The following is a 15,772-nucleotide window of genomic DNA, read 5'->3' as shown; positions in this document are numbered from 1 at the left end:
TGTGAATCGCGTCGCAGGTGGCCGAGGTCACGGCGCGGTACGGTGCCGGTGAGACGCCCGCCGACGCCGCGCCGCAGGAGGTCCTCACCGTGCCCGATCCGCTGTTCCCCGCGATCACCGACGGTTCTCCCCGGGAGGCGTTGCGGTTCGGTGACCAGGCGCTCACCTACGCCGAGCTGGGCGCGGTCGCCGGTTCCCTGGCGAGCGAGCTGCCCGCCGGCCGGGTCGCGGTGTGGGCGACGCCGACGCTGCACACCAGCGTCGCCGTGGTCGCCGCGCTGCTCGCGGGGGTGCCCGTGGTGCCGCTGAACCCGAAGATCGGGGAACGCGAGCTCGCTCACATCCTGGCCGACAGCACGCCGGCACTGGTGCTGGCGGAGGCCGGCGTCACGCTTCCCGACGGGCTCGCGGAGCTCGAACGCCGGGACATCCCGCTCACCGGGTCGGGGGCCGTGCCGGCTGCCGAGCCGGACGCCGAGGCGCCCGCGTTCATCGTCTACACCTCCGGCACCACCGGCCCGCCGAAGGGCGTGGTGCTCCCCCGCCGCGCGGTCTCGTCGACGCTGGACGCGCTGGAGGACGCGTGGGAGTGGACCGGCGACGACGTGCTGGTGCACGGGCTGCCGCTGTTCCACGTGCACGGGCTGATCCTCGGGATCCTCGGCCCACTGCGCCGGGGTGGCTCGGTGCGGCACCTCGGGCGGTTCTCGACCGAGGGCGTCGCGAAGGAACTGACCAGCGGCGCGACGATGATGTTCGGCGTCCCGACGATGTACCACCGGATCGCGGAGACGGTGGCTTCGGACTCCGCGCTGGCCGCGGCATTGCGCGGGGCCCGGCTGCTGGTGTCCGGGTCGGCGGCGCTGCCCGTGCACGACCACCAGCGCATCACGGCGGCGACCGGGCAGCAGGTCGTGGAGCGCTACGGGATGACCGAGACGCTGATGAACACCAGCGTCCGCGCCGACGGCGAGCGCAAGCCGGGCACGGTCGGCGTGCCGCTGGCGGGTGTCGAGCTGCGGCTGGTCGACGAGGCGGGCGTCGAGATCACTGAACTGGAGACCGTCGGCGAGATCCAGGTGCGCGGCCCGAACCTGTTCACCGAGTACCTCAACCGGCCGGACGCGACGGCTGCCGCGCTTGCGGACGGCTGGTTCCGCACCGGCGACATGGCGACGCGCGACGCCGACGGGTACGTGAAGATCGTCGGGCGCAAGGCCACCGACCTCATCAAGAGCGGCGGGTACAAGATCGGCGCCGGGGAAATCGAGAACGCGCTGCTGGAGCACCCGGGCGTCGCCGAGGCGGCCGTGACGGGAGAGCCGGACGACGATCTCGGCGAGCGGATCGTGGCGTGGGTCGTGCCTTCGGGCTCGCCGCCTTCGGCTGCCGAGCTGGCGGATCACGTCTCGAAATTGCTGGCCCCGCACAAGCGGCCGCGGGTCGTGCGGTTCCTGGATGCGTTGCCGCGCAACGACATGGGCAAGATCCTGAAGCGAGCGCTGGGGTGAGGCCCTCGGCCCGCGAGGTCATCGCGCAGGTGTCGACCGGGTTCACTGAACTGTCTGATGTGGACGGTAGTGTCGACGATCCACTCGGCTGGCCCGGCTACCGCGACGCCTACGCGGCGGCCGCGGCACGGACGGGCGAGACGGAGTCGGTGATCGTCGGTGAGGCGCTGGTGGGTGCGACGCCCGCGGTGCTGGTGGTGTGGGAGTTCGGGTTCCTCGGCGGGTCGATCGGCCGACGCACCGGTGATCGGGTGGAGGCCGCGTTTTCCCTGGCGCGGTCGCGGAAACTGCCCGTGGTGGCGTTGATCGCGACGGGCGGCAGTCGCATGCAGCACGGCATGCGCGCGTTGTCCCAGCTGCAGCGGATCGCGCGCGCTTCGGCGGCGGCGCGGGCGGACGGCGTCGCGCAGATCTCCGTGCTGCGCGACCCCACGACCGGCGGCGGCTGGGCGACGCTGGGCGCGAGCGCCGACGTGGTGCTCGGCTTGCCGCTGGCGCAGGTGGGTTTCGCGGGCTCGCGCGTGCGGCCGGCGACGTCGCCTTCGGAGGCTTACACGGTCGAGGCGAAGTACGAGTGGGGGCAGGTCGACCAGCTGGTTTCGCCGTCTTCGCTCGGGTCGGTTCTGGAGCGTTGGCTGCGGCTGGTGACTTCGCGGTCTTCGTCGCCGGCCCCTCCCCCGGCGGCTCTGCGTGACGTGCCGGTGCCCTCGACCGGCTGGGACGCCGTCCGCGCCGCCCGCTCCTCTCGGCGGCCCCGCGCGGCCTCGTACCTGGACGCCTACTTCGACTGGCACGAGCTCCTGCGCGGCGACCGCACCGGCGCCGTCGACGACGGCGTCCTGTGCGGCTTCGGCTGGCGCGACGGGCGCGCGCTCGCTTTCGCCGCCCAGTGCGGCACCGCGACGCGTCCGGCGGGCTTCCGCACCGCCGCGCGTCTCGTCCACCTGGCCTCGCGGCTCGGCATCCCGGTCCTGACGCTCGTCGACACCCCCGGCGCCGCCAACGACGCCTCCGCCGAAGAGGGCGGCGCCGGGCCGGCCATCGCCTCGCTGTTCGAGGCCATCGCCACCGCGACGGTGCCGGTCACCACCCTGGTCATCGGCGAGGGCGGCTCCGGCGGCGCCCTGGCCTTCGCGGCCCCGGACAACACCTGGATCGCTCCGGACGCGTACTTCTCGGTCACCTCACCGGAGGCCGCGGCCGCGATCTTGAAACGCCCCATGACGGAGATCCCCGCCACGGCCGACCAGCTCCGGCTGCGACCCCAGGACCTCGTCGAACTCGGCTTGGCGCGGGGGATCGTCAAGGCCTGAACGGTGCGGCCGGCCACCCACCGAGTTGCCGGCCACGATGCGCTTGCCACTCACACCGGCAAGCTGCCACCCGACGGCAGCGCTTGCCAAACACCACCGAGACTTGCCACACATGGCTCGTGGATGCCGCAAAGGTCGGCAGCTTGCCAGCCGGAGCCGCCAACCGAGCACCCGACTTGCCACACGCCCCGGCACGCGGCCAGTCAACGACGCACCTTGCCAACCGTCAACACGGCTTGCCGCCCGGAGCCCGCGAACGCCACAGAAATGGCGGCGTGCCGGACAGCTGCCGCGCCCAGCCGACTTGCCACACGCCCCGGCAAGCAGCCACTCAGCGACGCACCTTGCCAACCCTCAACACGGCTTGCCGCGCCCAGCCCGCGAACGCCACAGAAGCGCGCAGCCTGCCGGAGAGCCGCCGCGCCCAGCCGACTTGCCACACGCCCCGGCAAGCAGCCAGTCAATGGCGCGCCTTGCCAAGTATCAACGAGGCTTGCCCCGGGGAGCGTGCGATTGCCATAGGGGCGGGCAGCTTGCCGGGTCTGAGTCGCCAGTCGCGCGGCAGGCCTGCCAGAGGCGGCGGCAAGTTGCCATGCGACGGCGGAGCTTGCCGAACGTCACTGAGGTTTGCGGCAAGGGACCGCGGGTTGCCATAGAGGTCGGCAGCTTGCCATGGGAAAGGCAGCCGGATGCAGGCCCGCCGCGATGGGATGGGCGAAGGGCGTCGTGCGGGGGCCGGAGCCTAGGCCGTCGGCAGGGCCGACATTCGGGACGCCCAAGAGCCGTGCGGTTCGAGCGAGATCTCGCGCACGTCGTCGTCCCGGCGGGACAATCGCACGACCAGGTAGTCCGAAGACAGCCGTTCCGCCGAGCCCTCGCCCCACTCCACCACGACGGCGGAGCGTTCCAGGTCCGTGTCGAGGTCCAGGTCGTCGAGCTGGGCGAGGTCGCCGCCCAGGCGGTAGGCGTCGACGTGGATGAGGGGCACGCCGGCAGCGCCCGCGGCGTGGACGCGCGCCAGCACGAACGTCGGGGAGCTGACGCGCCCGCCGACGCCGAGGCCGTCGGCGATGCCGCGCGTGAGCGTGGTCTTGCCGGCGCCCAGCGGGCCCGCCAGGAGGACCAGGTCGCCCGCGCGCAGGGATGCGCCCAGGGAGCGGCCGAAGGCCATTGTGTCGTCGGGGGTCGCGAGAAGGAACGTCACCGTGTCCACCACCAGTTCCGCCGGTTGGGTGCGGCGCTTCCGGAACAGCGCTGCAGAAGATCGATGAGCCGGCCCGTGACGAGGTCGGGCTGTTCGAGCTGCACCATGTGGCCCGCGCCACGCACGCGGACGAGCTCGGCCTCGGGCAGTTCGGCCGCGATGCGCTCGGCGTGCGAGAACGGCGTGAACCGGTCGGAGTCGCCGCCGATCACGAGGACCTGGGTGTGCTTGAGGCCCGCCAGGGCGGCGTAGCGGTTGTGGCTGCCGAGCGTGTCGACGAAGTTCACCAGGCCGCGCACGGGCGTCACGGCGAGCATCGCGATCATGAAGTCCACCAGCCGCGGCGAGACGTCGCGGCTGCCGAACGCCAGGCGCCGCACGGCTTGCCGTTCCAGCTGCCCGCCGGCCGCGCGCACGAACTCCACCAGGCCCGGCTGCCAGCCCGCGAGGTTGCCGACGCCGCGCGTCAACGGGTTGTACTTCGACAGCAGCGAACGCGGCAGCCCGCGCGCGCCCACCTCGCCCGCGGCCGTCGCGATGAACGCGACCCCGCACACGCGATCCTCGAACAGCGAAGGGTTCTCCGCCGCCAGCTCCATGATCACCATGCCGCCCAAGGAATGTCCCATGAGGACGATCGGGCCCTCGGGCACCATCGCGCGCAGCACGCTGTCGAGGTCGTGCGCGAGCTGTTCGATGGTGCTGGTGTCGGCCGTCGCCGCGCCGGAAAGGCCGTGGCTGCGGTGGTCGTAGTACACCTGCCGCACGCGCGGCAGCCGCAGCGACGCGATGGCGCGGCGCTGGAAGTGCCAGGACTTGCGTGACAACGCAAACCCGTGCACGCCGACCAGCGTCACCTCGGGCTCGCCGCCGTCCTCGGGGTCGATCTCCTCCACCGAAAGCGGCGTGCCGTCCTCGGCCGCGACCGTCGACGTGCGGTCGGGCTTCAGCTCGCCCAGCTGCTCGTCCACGTACTGGTCCTCACTCTGCCTGCGTTGCTGCGCCGCGACGAGGGCCGCGGCGGCCGTACCCGTGGCCACCGCGCCGAGACCGCCGACGATCGCCCACAACCGAGCCGAAGGGCTCACGGCCTCTCCCCCAGGTACCGCCGCTGCACGCGCGGACGGTACATCGACGTGACGATCTCGTAGTCGATCGTGCCCAGCTTGTCGGCCCACTCGCGCGCGGTCGGCTCACCGCTCGCACCGGACGCGAACAGCACCACCTCTTCGCCGACCGCCGGGGCGTCGTCACCGCAGTCGACCACGAGCTGGTCCATGCACACGCGCCCGACGACTTCCCGCCGTCGCCCGCCCAGCCACACGTCCATGCGGCCCGACAACGACCGCGGCACCCCGTCGGCGTATCCGGCCGGTACGAGGGCCACGGTGGTGTCCCGCGAGGCCGTCCACGTGTGTCCATAGGAGACGGACTCGCCTGCGGGCAGGCGTTTCGTGAGCGCCACGGCCGCGCGGAACGTCATCGCCGGGCGCAGGTCTTCGTGCTGCGGCACGGGGTTCAGCCCGTACATCGCGATGCCGGGCCGCACGAGGTCGAAGTGCAGGTCCGGCCGCGTCAGGACGGCCGCGGAGTTGGCCAGGTGCCGCAGCGGGTCGAGCCCGGCAGCACGCGCGACGTCATAGGCATCGGCGAAGCGCTTGGCCTGGATGTCGATCGACGGGTGGCCCGGCTCGTCGGCGCACGCGAGGTGCGACCAGACGGCGACCACGTCCACGTCGGACGAAGCAGCGGCCGCGGCGACCAGCGCGGGCCAGTCGGCGGGCTGACAACCGTTGCGCGACAAGCCCGTGTCGATCTTCAGGTGCACGCGCGCGCGACGACCCACCTGCTTCGCGGCCGAAGCGATGCGCTCAAGCTCGTCGACCGAGCTCACACCCAGGTCGATGTCCGCGAGAATGCCGGGCCCGAAGTCGACCTCCGGCACGTCGAGCCAGCTGAACAGCCGCACCGACAGCCCGGCGTTCCGCAGGTCCAGCGCCTCACCCAGCGAGCACGTGCCCAGCCAGGTGACGCCCGCCTCCACCGCGGCCCGCGCGACGGGGACCGCGCCGTGGCCGTACGCGTCGGCCTTGACCACGGCCATCACGGCCGAGCCGGCGGCACGGCCGGCCAGCAGGGCGACGTTGTGGCGCACGGCGTCGAGGTCGATCACGACCTCCGCGCGCGGGAAACTGGCAGTCATAGCGACCGCCAGTTTCCCATGCGGGTCCGACAGGGCAGTGCGTCAGGGCAGGCGCAGCCCGGTGGTGCCGGAGAACACGTGCAGCTCGTCGGGACGGATCCGCAGGTGCAGGGTGTCGCCCATCGACGGCGTCTGGCGCGGGTCCACGCGCACGACGACGTTCTTCGACGCGCCCTCGGCGGCCAGGTCACCCGCGCCGCCGGCGAGCTTGCCGTAGACGAACGCGTCGGAGCCCAGCTCCTCGACCAGGTCCACCTTGATGGGCAGCGTGCCGTTGGTGTCGGTGGTGGCTTCGAGCGACTCGGGGCGGAAGCCCAGGGTCACGGTGTCACCGTCGGCGGCCGAGCGGATCGACGCCGCCAGCGGCACGCTCGCGCCACCGATCTCGGCGCCGTCGGCCGTGAGCTTCGCCGAGACGAGGTTCATGGCGGGCGAGCCGATGAAGCCGGCGACGAACACGTTGGCCGGGTGGTCGTACAGCGCGCGCGGGGTGTCGCACTGCTGCAGCAGACCGTCGGACAGCACGGCCACGCGGTCGCCCATCGTCATGGCCTCGACCTGGTCGTGCGTCACGTACACGGTGGTGACGCCGAGCCGGCGCTGCAGCGCGGCGATCTGCGTACGCGTGGAGACACGCAGCTTCGCGTCCAGGTTGGACAGCGGCTCGTCCATGAGGAACACCTGCGGCTCACGCACGATCGCGCGGCCCATGGCGACACGCTGGCGCTGACCACCGGAGAGCGCCTTCGGCTTGCGGTCGAGGTACTGCTCGATGTCCAGCAGCTTCGCGGCCTCGAGCACCTTCTGCTTGATCTCCGACGCCGGGCGGCCCGCGATCTTCAGCGCGAAGCCCATGTTCTGCGCGACGGTCATGTGCGGGTACAGCGCGTAGTTCTGGAACACCATCGCGATGTCGCGCGAACGCGGCGGCAGCTGCGTCACGTCGCGGTCGCCGATCCAGATCGAACCCTCGTCGACATCCTCCAGGCCCGCGAGCATGCGCAGCGCGGTCGACTTGCCCGAACCCGACGGGCCGACCAGCACGAGGAACTCGCCGTCGGAGATCTCCAGCTCGAGTGCGTCGACGGCGGGCCGCTCGGTGCCGGGGTAGCGCCGGGTCGCCTTGTCGTAGGTGATGGTGGCCATCGGTCAGTCCTCTCCGAATTTCGCGGGAACCCCGTGCGCGGCTTCCCGCACTTCGAGGTGGCGTCGCTGGATTTCCTTGCCCGCGGCGCGTTGCGCCTCGGCCGGCTCGTCCAGCACGAGCCGGTTTCCAGGTCCTTCGGCCACCCACGCGGGTGGTTCGGCGGTGCCCGCCAGCGCCCAGGCGGCCTGGCGGGCGGCACCGAGGGCGACGTACTCGCCCGTCTCGGGGATCACCACGGGCACGCCCAGCACGATCGGCGCCACGGCCCGCACGGCCGCCGACTGCGCGCCGCCACCGATGAGCAGCACGCGGCGGACGTCCATGCCCTGCGCGCGCACCGCGTCGAGGCCTGCGGCCAAGCCGCACAGCATGCCCTCGACGGTGGCGCGGGCCAGGTTCTCGGGCGTCATGTTCGCCCTGGTCAGGCCGTGGAGCGAGCCCGTGGCGTCGGGCAGGTTGGGGGTGCGTTCGCCGTCGAGGTACGGCAGCAGCGTGAGCCCGCCGGCGCCCGCTTCCGCGGCGAGCGCGAGGCGGTCGAACTCGGCGAGGTCGACGCCGAGCATCGTCGCGCCCGCGGTGAGCACGCGGGCGGCGTTGAGGGCGGCGGTGAGCGGCAGGAAGCGGCCGGTGGCGTCGGCAAACCCGGCGACCAGGCCGCTCGCGTCGGCCGAACCGGTCTCGGTCACGCCGAAGACGGTGCCGCTGGTGCCGAGGGAGATCACGGCGTCGCCGGGCGCGAGCTCCAGCGCCAGCGCGGCGGCCATGTTGTCGCCGGTTCCGGCGGAGACGAGCAGGCCGTCTGACGTATGTCCGGCGACATCGGCGGGGCCGAGCACGGTCGGCAGCTCGGGCGTGCGGCCGCCGAACGCGTGGGCCAGGACGTCGACGCGGTAGGCGTTCTCCGTCGGCGAGAAGTAGCCGGTGCCGGACGCGTCGCCGCGGTCGGTCACGGCCTGCTCGGGCTTGCCGAGCAGGCGCCAGGTGAGCCAGTCGTGCGGCAGCAGGACACGAGCGACGCGGTCGGCGTTGGCGGGCTCGTGCTCGGCGAGCCAGCGCAGCTTGGTGACGGTGAAGCTCGCGACCGGCACCGAGCCCACGGACTTGGCCCAGACACCGGCGCCGCCCAGTTCCTCGGTGAGGTCCTGGGCGGCCTGCGCGGAGCGCGTGTCGTTCCAGAGCAAAGCGGGGCGAAGCACCTCGCCGTCCTCGTCGACCGTGACCATGCCGTGCTGCTGGCCGCCGATGCCGAGGGCTTTCACGCCGTCGAGCAGCCCGTCGGTGGCCTCGCCGAACGCCTGCCACCAGGCCGCGGGGTCCACCTCGGTCCCGTCGGGGTGCGGCGCGCGGCCGGTGCGCACGACGGCGCCCGTGCGGGCGTCGCAGACCACGACCTTCGTCGACTGGGTCGACGAGTCGATCCCGGCCACCAGCTCAGCTGTCATAGGGCTGCCCCTCCTCGACGTGCTCGACGGTCTCCACGGCCGTGCCGGCGTTGAGCGCGGCCTCGATCTCCTCGGTCGGGGTGATCTCGCTGGTGATCAGGAGGTCGTAGTCGCCGACGTCGCCGTGCGCGAAGGTCGCGGTGCGGCCGAACTTCGAGTGGTCGAGCACGAGCACATTGCGGTTCGCGGCGCGCAGCACGGCCTTCTTGAGCTCGGCGTAGTCCTGCACGGGGTGGAAGAGCCGGCCGACGGCGACGGCGCTCACGGACACGAACGCGATGTCGGCGCGCGTGCGTTCCAGCAGCGCCAGCACGTCGGGGCCGGAGCAGGAGTCGTATTCCGGGTGGTAGCGGCCACCGGCGACGACGACGGTCACGCCGTCGCCCAGCAGCTTGGCGGCGCGCAGGGAGTTGGTGATCACGGTGAGGCCGTCGAGGTCGGCCAAGCGCTCGACCAGGGGGAACAGCGTGGTGGAGTCGTCGACGAACACCGTCTGGCCGGGTTCGACGTGCTTGATCGCGGCCTCGGCGAGGGCTTCTTTCTCGGCGGAGTGCAGCGTGAAGCGGCTGGCGGTCTCCATCGTCAGCGCCGGGTAGGCCTCGACCTTGCCGCGCAGCTTGCGCAGGAGGCGGCGGTCGGCCAGGTCGTCGAGGTCGCGGTGCATCGTCATGAGGCTCACGCCGAAGCGGGCGGTGAGGTCGTCGATGCGCGCCTCGCCGAGCTCGATGACGTGGTCGAGGATGTCCTGCCGCCGCTGCTCCACGGCCGCGTCCGACGGGCGAGTCCTAGGCACGGCGCACCTCACCATCGACCCGGTTGAGGGTCACCTGATCGGGGGCACCAGTGCTCACACCTCGTTCTTACCAGATTTTATCGCGTTAGTTAACGGGTAACTCGATAACTTCTACGTCGCTGGTGCCCCGGACGAGCTTGAGCGCCCCCGGGATCGCGTCGACCAGGCCGGACGCGGAGGTCGGCACGCCGTCCGCGGCCAGCGCCCCGGCGAGCGAGTGCACCTGCGCGCCCGCGGCGGCGGCCAGCCACGGGTCGAGGCCGGCGGCGAGCAGCGACCCGATGAGGCCGGTGAGGACGTCGCCGGAGCCGGCCGTCGCGAGCCAGGAGCCGCGCGGGGTGTTGACGGCGACGCGGCCGTCCGGCGCGGCGATCACGGTGCAGTGGCCCTTGAGGAGGACGACGGCGTTGTACTTCCTCGCGGCGTCGCGGGCGGCCTGCACGCGGTCGGCGACGGGGCGCGCGCCCATGAGGCGTTCGTACTCGCCGGCGTGGGGTGTGAGCACGAGCGGGGTGTCGGGGTCGCGGGCGTCCAGAACCTCGGGGTGCTGGGCGATGATCGTGGTGGCGTCCGCGTCGGCGCAGACGGGCACGCCCTGGCCGAGGATGTGGCGCAGCACTTCGCGGCCTTCGGAGCCGGTGCCGATACCCGGGCCGACGACCCAGGCCTGCACGCGGCCGGCGTCGGTGACCGAGCCCGTCGCGACGATCTCTGGCCAGCGCCCGCGGACCACGTCGGCCGCGGGGCCGGCGTAGCGGACCATGCCGGCGGTGGCGTGCACGGCGGAGCCCGAGGCGAGCACGGCCGCGCCGGGGTATGTCGCCGAGCCGGCGGCGATGCCGACGACGCCCTGGCTGTACTTGTCGTCGCCCGCGCCGGGGATGGGCCAGAGGTCGGCGAGGTCGGTGAGCTCCAGGCGGCGCAGGTCGGGTTCGCCGAGCTCGGGGCGCAGGCCGATGTCGACGAGCACGACGTCGCCGCACTGCCGGGGCGCGAGCGCGTGGACGGGTTTGGGGGCGCCGAAGGTGACGGTGAGCGCGGCGGTGACGTGCGGGCCGTCGACGGCGCCGGTGTCGGGGTCGACGCCGCTCGGGAGGTCCACGGCGACGATGGGGGCGTCGATGTTCTCGATCAGTCGTGCCGCATCCGGGCGCAGTGGGCCTTTGCCGGAGATGCCGACGATGCCGTCGACCACCACGTCGGCCTTTTTGATCCACCGTGGACTGTCCTCAATGGACACTACGCGGCCGCCGGCTTTCCGTAGGGCCGCCAGTCCCTTCGCGTGCGCCTTCTCCGGCTTCAGCAGCACCGCCGTGACGGCCACGCTGCGGCGACGCAGGAACGCGCCGGCCCACAGGGCGTCGCCGCCGTTGTCGCCGGAGCCGACGAGCAGCACGACTCGTCGGCCGGCGACGCCGCCGGTGCGTTCGGCCAGGAACCCCGCGAGGTGCGTGGCCAGGCCGAACGACGCCCGGCGCATCAGCTCGCCGTCGGGCGTGACGGCGAACAGCTTGCCCTCCGCGTCGCGAATCCGTTCCGTGGTCCAGATTCCCTGCACGGCGGGGGCCTTTCTGCTATTCGACAGTGACCGACTTCGCCAGGTTACGCGGCTTGTCGACGTCGTACCCGCGGGCGCGGGCGATCTCCGCGGCCAGCACCTGAAGCGGCACGGTGGAGACCAGCGGCTGCAGCAGCGTCGGCACGGCGGGGATCTCGATCAGCTCGTCGGCGAACGGCCGCACCGCCTCGTCGCCCTCTTCGGCGATCACGATGGTGCGGGCGCCGCGGGCCTGGATCTCGCTGATGTTGGAGACCAGTTTGGAGTGCAGCACCGCGCGGCCCTTGGGCGAGGGCATGACGACGACGATCGGCAGGCCTTCCTCGACCAGCGCGATCGGGCCGTGCTTGAGCTCGCCGGCGGCGAAGCCCTCGGCGTGCATGTAGGCGAGCTCCTTGAGCTTCAGCGCGCCTTCGAGGGCGACCGGGAACCCGACGTGGCGGCCGAGGAACAGCACCGCCTTGGAGTCGGAGATCCGGCGGCCGAGGTCGCGGACCTGGTCCACAGTGGACAGCACCTTCTGCACGGCGGCCGGCATGGCCTCCAGCTCGGCGAACTCGCGGGCGACCTCGTCGGGGTACTTCGTGCCGCGCGCCTGCGCGAGCGCCAGGCCCACGAGGTAGTTGGCGGCGATCTGCGCGAGGAACGCCTTCGTCGACGCGACGCCGATCTCGGGGCCGGCGTGCGTGTACAGCACGGCGTCGGACTCACGGGGGATCTGCGCGCCGTTGGTGTTGCAGACGGCGAGCACACGGGCCTTCTGTTCGCGGGCGTGCCGCACGGCTTCGAGTGTGTCGGCCGTCTCGCCGGACTGGGACACGGCGACGACGAGCGTGTCGCGGTCGAGCACCGGGTCGCGGTAGCGGAACTCACTGGCGAGCTCGACCTCGACGGGCAGGCGCGTCCAGTGCTCGATGGCGTACTTGGCGACCAGGCCCGAGTGGTACGCGGAACCGCAGGCGACGACGAAGACCTTGTCGACGTCCCGCAGGTCCTGGTCGGAGATGCGCTGCTCGTCGAGGATGATCCGGCCGGCCTCGAAGTGGCCGCGCAGCGTGTTGGCCAGGGCTTCGGGCTGCTCGTCGATCTCCTTGAGCATGAAGTACTCGTGGCCGCCCTTCTCGGCGGCGGACAGGTCCCAGTCGACGGTGAACGGCTTGGCCTGCGCGGCGTCGCCGTGGAAGTCGGTGACCTCGTAGCCGTCGCGGGTGATGATCACCAGCTGGTCCTGCCCCAGCTCCACGGCCTCGCGCGTGTGCTCGATGAACGCGGCGACGTCGGACGCGACGAAGTGCTCGCCCTCCCCGACCCCGACCACCAGCGGCGAGGAACGGCGGGCGGCCACGATGGTGTCCGGCTGGTCGGCGTGCGTCACGACCAGCGTGAACGCGCCCTCCAGCCGCCGGCACACGGCCGCGACGCTGGCGGCGAAGTCGTGTTTGGTGTCACCGCTGTTGTACGCCCGGGCCACCAGGTGCGCGGCGGTCTCGGTGTCGGTGTCGCTCGCCATCTCGACACCGTCGGCCTCGAGCTCTGCGCGCAGGGCGGCGAAGTTCTCGATGATGCCGTTGTGCACCACGGCCACCTTCTTGGTGGCGTCCTGGTGCGGGTGCGAGTTCCTGTCCACAGGCGCGCCGTGCGTCGCCCAGCGGGTGTGGCCCATGCCGGCGGTGCCGGTGAAGCCATCCCTGCCCACGACGTCGAGCTGCGCCTCCAGGTTGGCGAGCCGACCTGCCTTGCGCTCGACCTTCAGCGCGCCGGCGCCGTCGAGCACCGCCACCCCGGCCGAGTCGTAGCCGCGGTACTCCATCCGCCGCAGGCCACCGAGGACCACATCCAGCGCCGGCCGGTGTCCGACATATCCCACGATTCCACACACGCGAACAAGCCTAACGAGGGATGTCCAGTCCCCTACTCCGGTACCTTCCCGAGGCTTTTCAACCCACCTGACCAGCGGAGATCGAGTGGTGACGGTGCGGAGTGGGCTGGCGGTGGCGGGCCCCTGATCGGTGGGGTTCTGGGGCTTTTCGGCACTGTGTCGAATCGGGGTGTGCCCGCTCGTGTAGAGGGTGAACCGAGAGGAGAAAACATGCGTTCCCTCAGCGTCACCATGAACATCACCCTCGACGGGGTCGTGCAGGGCCTCGGGCGGCCCGACGAGGACAGGCGCGGCGGGTTTCCCCACGGGGGCTGGGGCACGAGGTACCAGGACGAGGTCCTCGGCCGCGAGATGGCGAAGGGGATGAGTCGGCCCGGCGACATGCTGTTCGGGCGCCGGACGTGGGAGGACTTCATCGGCGCGTGGGCGGGGCGCGACGACGGCAACCCGTTCACCGCGCACCTCGACGCCGCCACCAAGTACGTGGCCTCGACCACCCTCGCGAGCGCCGACGCGTGGCAGAACTCGATCCTCCTGCCCGGCGACGCGACGAAGAACGTCGCCGAATTGAAGGCCGAGCCGGGGAACGACCTGGCGATCGTCGGCAGCGCGGCGCTCGTGCGGAGCCTGCACGCGGCCGGGCTGGTCGACCGCTACACGCTGGTGATCCACCCGCTCACCCTCGGCGTCGGCGCGCGGCTGTTCGACGGCCCGGCACCGCTGACCGAGTTCCGGCTCACGCGAAGCATCGCGACCACGAAGGGCGTGCTCATCGCGTACTACGAGCGGGCATGACCGGCCCGGAGCGGCGGGCGGGCCGGGGCCGGGCGCGGGCAGTAAGGTCACGCGCATGGCCAGCAAGCCCAAGCACCTGCTCGCGGAGCTGTCACACCCGGGGCCCCACGAGGTCCTGCGCGGCAACCTGGCCCTGGTCGGGCTGCCGGGGGTCGTGTTCACGCCCCGCCAAGGGCTGGGGCTGCCGGCCATCGCGTTCGGGCACGGGTGGCTGCAGCCCGCGTCGCGCTACCGGCACCTGCTGCACCACCTCGCGAGCTGGGGCGTGGTCGCCGCCGCGCCCGCGACGCAGGGTGGGCCGCTGCCGTCGTACCGCCTGCTGGCCAGCGACCTGCTGACGACGCTCGACGTGGTCACCACAGTCCGCCTCGGCCCCGACGGCATCAGCGTCGACCCCGCCAAACTCGGCCTCGCCGGCCACTCCACCGGCGGCGGCTCCGCCGTCCTCGCCGCCGCCCAGGCCGCCGCGGCCGACGACTCCGTGCGCCCCCACGTCCGCGCCGTCGCGACGATCACCGCCGCCCAGACCCTGCCCTCCGCCTCGGCCGCCGCCCAGCTCATCACCGCCCCCGGCCTGCACCTCGCGGCGGAGGAGGACCTGGTCGCACCCGCCGTCGCCCACGCGGAAGCCATCGCTGCGGCTTGGGCCGGGCCGGTTCAGCTGCGCACCTTGGGGAAGTCCTCCCACCTCGGCGTGACGGAGGGACGGCACTGGAGCCAGCTGCTTCTCCAGGGCAAACCGAACCGCCGCACGCAGCAGCTGACGCGGGCCTTGTTCACGGCGTTCTTCCTGACGCACCTGACGGGCACGGAGCGTTACTTGCCCCTCCTGGACGCGGACGTGAAGCGCGCGCCGATCGAGCTGACGGAAGAGCCTGCTGCCTGACCGGTCGGTGACCGGGGTTGGGTGAAGGGGACCTTCATCGCTTCGGTTGGTGGGCTGGGGATCTGGCGTTGCCGACGTTGGCTGCGCGCGAGGGGACTTCTCGTCGCCACGCCGATGTGCGAACGGACCCGTCTCCTCCGCAGTTACTCCCGGCGCGAATGGCGGTCTGCGCGGTTGGGACTCGCTTGTTGTGCTACTCGGCTGATGTCCGCGAGTCAGGCTGCGTTGCCGCTCCCTGGTCGCGTCGAGACCGTTCACCAACGGGGAGTCGCGCGCGGGTCGGTTCGCCGGCCGCAAGGCGCTCGACGGGACCACTCGCGAGCCGCGGCGATCGCGATGGGACCGCTCGTGGGCCGCGGCGATCGCGATGGGACCGCTCGTGGGCCGGCGATCGTGCGAACGGACCCATCGTGCCGCCCTCAGGCAGCCGGTCTCGCGTCATCGGCTGGCTTCGGTGGGCAGCGGCGGGAGGCGTCGGGGGACCCTTCGCGCCCTGGCATCGGCGGCGGTCACCTCACGTGGCGCTGAGGGGCATGAAGGGCCCCTTCACACCTTCGTGCGGCAACCGGGGTGGGTCAGTCGACCATCCAGGTGTTGTTGGCGAAGTCGTGGTCGTCGAAGCGGCCGGGACGGGTGGGGTGGCCCGGGGTTGGTGGGGTGGGCTCGTCCGGTGGTGGGTCGGCGGGTGGGGTGAGGTCGATGGTGTGCGTGCGGTCGGTCATGGTCTTTTCGGTGAGCCAGCCGCCGGCTTCGCGGTGGCGGCGCTGGAGGTCCTGGGCGCGGGTGAGGTAGCGGCCGTGGGTGGCGGCGTCGCGGTGGAGGGATTCGGTGGCGTCGGCCGTGGCCGAGGTGACGTGGCGGTCGCGGAGGGCGCGTTGCTCCTGGTGTTCGCGGGCGGCGGCGTCCTGCGCAGCACGGGCAGCGGCGAGGCGGTCGGCGGTGGTCACGGTTGGGGTCGCCGTCCCGTGAGCTGGGTAGCGGCGGTCGCGCGTCGTTGCGCCACGGTGTTCGGGCGCCGACATCCGGCGGGCTGAGCGGCGG

Annotated in this window: 13 protein-coding genes; 4 read left to right on the top strand and 9 right to left on the bottom strand. The window is 72.3% G+C overall.

Annotation, left to right across the window (positions count from 1 at the left end):
* The first annotated feature begins 89 nt into the window (after positions 1-89).
* Positions 90-1,511 carry an acyl-CoA synthetase gene (locus ACFY1H_RS12705; RefSeq protein WP_366575971.1) on the top strand — a complete coding sequence of 474 codons (1,422 nt, stop codon included), beginning with the start codon at positions 90-92 and terminating at the stop codon, positions 1,509-1,511.
* Entirely contained in the window at positions 1,508-2,824 is a 1,317-nt protein-coding gene (locus tag ACFY1H_RS12700) for a carboxyl transferase domain-containing protein (RefSeq protein WP_366575727.1), read from the top strand. Before ACFY1H_RS12705 ends, ACFY1H_RS12700 begins: the two co-directional genes overlap by 4 nt.
* Positions 2,825-3,566: 742 nt before the next feature.
* Here ACFY1H_RS12700 and tsaE read toward each other — a convergent pair.
* The 8 genes from tsaE to glmS all read right to left on the bottom strand — a co-directional run bounded on the left by tsaE (position 3,567) and on the right by glmS (position 13,050).
* A complete protein-coding gene (tsaE, locus tag ACFY1H_RS12695) occupies positions 3,567-4,028 on the bottom strand; it encodes a tRNA (adenosine(37)-N6)-threonylcarbamoyltransferase complex ATPase subunit type 1 TsaE (protein WP_386946420.1) in 462 nt (153 codons plus the stop codon).
* A complete protein-coding gene (locus tag ACFY1H_RS12690; protein ID WP_386946418.1) occupies positions 4,025-5,116 on the bottom strand; it encodes an alpha/beta fold hydrolase in 1,092 nt (363 codons plus the stop codon). Before ACFY1H_RS12690 ends, tsaE begins: the two co-directional genes overlap by 4 nt.
* Positions 5,113-6,231 carry an alanine racemase gene (gene alr, locus ACFY1H_RS12685; RefSeq protein WP_386946417.1) on the bottom strand — a complete coding sequence of 373 codons (1,119 nt, stop codon included), beginning with the start codon at positions 6,229-6,231 and terminating at the stop codon, positions 5,113-5,115. Before alr ends, ACFY1H_RS12690 begins: the two co-directional genes overlap by 4 nt.
* A 42-nt stretch (positions 6,232-6,273) precedes the next feature.
* Positions 6,274-7,377, bottom strand: a complete 1,104-nt coding sequence (locus tag ACFY1H_RS12680) for an ABC transporter ATP-binding protein (RefSeq protein WP_386946415.1) — start codon at positions 7,375-7,377, stop codon at positions 6,274-6,276.
* Positions 7,378-7,380: 3 nt separating this feature from the next.
* Positions 7,381-8,820, bottom strand: coding sequence for a xylulokinase (gene xylB, locus ACFY1H_RS12675; RefSeq protein WP_386946413.1), 1,440 nt, complete (start codon positions 8,818-8,820; stop codon positions 7,381-7,383).
* A complete protein-coding gene (locus tag ACFY1H_RS12670; protein ID WP_386946411.1) occupies positions 8,810-9,628 on the bottom strand; it encodes a DeoR/GlpR family DNA-binding transcription regulator in 819 nt (272 codons plus the stop codon). Before ACFY1H_RS12670 ends, xylB begins: the two co-directional genes overlap by 11 nt.
* Positions 9,629-9,698: 70 nt before the next feature.
* Positions 9,699-11,171: an NAD(P)H-hydrate dehydratase gene (locus tag ACFY1H_RS12665; protein ID WP_386946409.1), complete on the bottom strand. Its 1,473-nt coding sequence runs from the start codon at positions 11,169-11,171 to the stop codon at positions 9,699-9,701.
* Positions 11,172-11,187: 16 nt separating this feature from the next.
* Positions 11,188-13,050: a glutamine--fructose-6-phosphate transaminase (isomerizing) gene (gene glmS, locus ACFY1H_RS12660; protein ID WP_366575741.1), complete on the bottom strand. Its 1,863-nt coding sequence runs from the start codon at positions 13,048-13,050 to the stop codon at positions 11,188-11,190.
* A 210-nt stretch (positions 13,051-13,260) separates the two neighbouring features.
* Between glmS and ACFY1H_RS12655 the strand changes: the two genes are divergently transcribed.
* Together ACFY1H_RS12655 and ACFY1H_RS12650 are read left to right on the top strand one after the other, a co-directional pair.
* Positions 13,261-13,845 carry a dihydrofolate reductase family protein gene (locus ACFY1H_RS12655; RefSeq protein WP_366575742.1) on the top strand — a complete coding sequence of 195 codons (585 nt, stop codon included), beginning with the start codon at positions 13,261-13,263 and terminating at the stop codon, positions 13,843-13,845.
* Positions 13,846-13,900: 55 nt separating this feature from the next.
* Positions 13,901-14,731: a dienelactone hydrolase family protein gene (locus tag ACFY1H_RS12650; RefSeq protein WP_386946407.1), complete on the top strand. Its 831-nt coding sequence runs from the start codon at positions 13,901-13,903 to the stop codon at positions 14,729-14,731.
* Between the two features lie 575 nt (positions 14,732-15,306).
* Here the strand turns inward: ACFY1H_RS12650 and ACFY1H_RS12645 are convergent.
* Entirely contained in the window at positions 15,307-15,678 is a 372-nt protein-coding gene (locus tag ACFY1H_RS12645) for a hypothetical protein (protein ID WP_386946405.1), read from the bottom strand.
* Between the last annotated feature and the right edge of the window lie 94 nt (positions 15,679-15,772).

The organism is Amycolatopsis sp. NPDC001319, assembly GCF_042896185.1.
In the GTDB taxonomy this organism is placed as follows: domain Bacteria; phylum Actinomycetota; class Actinomycetes; order Mycobacteriales; family Pseudonocardiaceae; genus Amycolatopsis.
The sequence above is the reverse complement of the archived record's forward strand: the minus strand, read 5'-3'. Positions and strand labels throughout refer to the sequence as shown.

What these genes read in the sequence shown, in the direction of transcription:
- alr (WP_386946417.1), bottom strand. Translation starts at nt 6,231, where the DNA reads ATGACTGCCAGTTTCCCGCGCGCGGAGGTCGTGATCGACCTCGACGCC.
- ACFY1H_RS12680 (WP_386946415.1), bottom strand. Translation starts at nt 7,377, where the DNA reads ATGGCCACCATCACCTACGACAAGGCGACCCGGCGCTACCCCGGCACC.
- xylB (WP_386946413.1), bottom strand. Translation starts at nt 8,820, where the DNA reads ATGACAGCTGAGCTGGTGGCCGGGATCGACTCGTCGACCCAGTCGACG.
- ACFY1H_RS12670 (WP_386946411.1), bottom strand. Translation starts at nt 9,628, where the DNA reads ATGGTGAGGTGCGCCGTGCCTAGGACTCGCCCGTCGGACGCGGCCGTG.
- ACFY1H_RS12655 (WP_366575742.1), top strand. Translation starts at nt 13,261, where the DNA reads ATGCGTTCCCTCAGCGTCACCATGAACATCACCCTCGACGGGGTCGTG.
- ACFY1H_RS12650 (WP_386946407.1), top strand. Translation starts at nt 13,901, where the DNA reads ATGGCCAGCAAGCCCAAGCACCTGCTCGCGGAGCTGTCACACCCGGGG.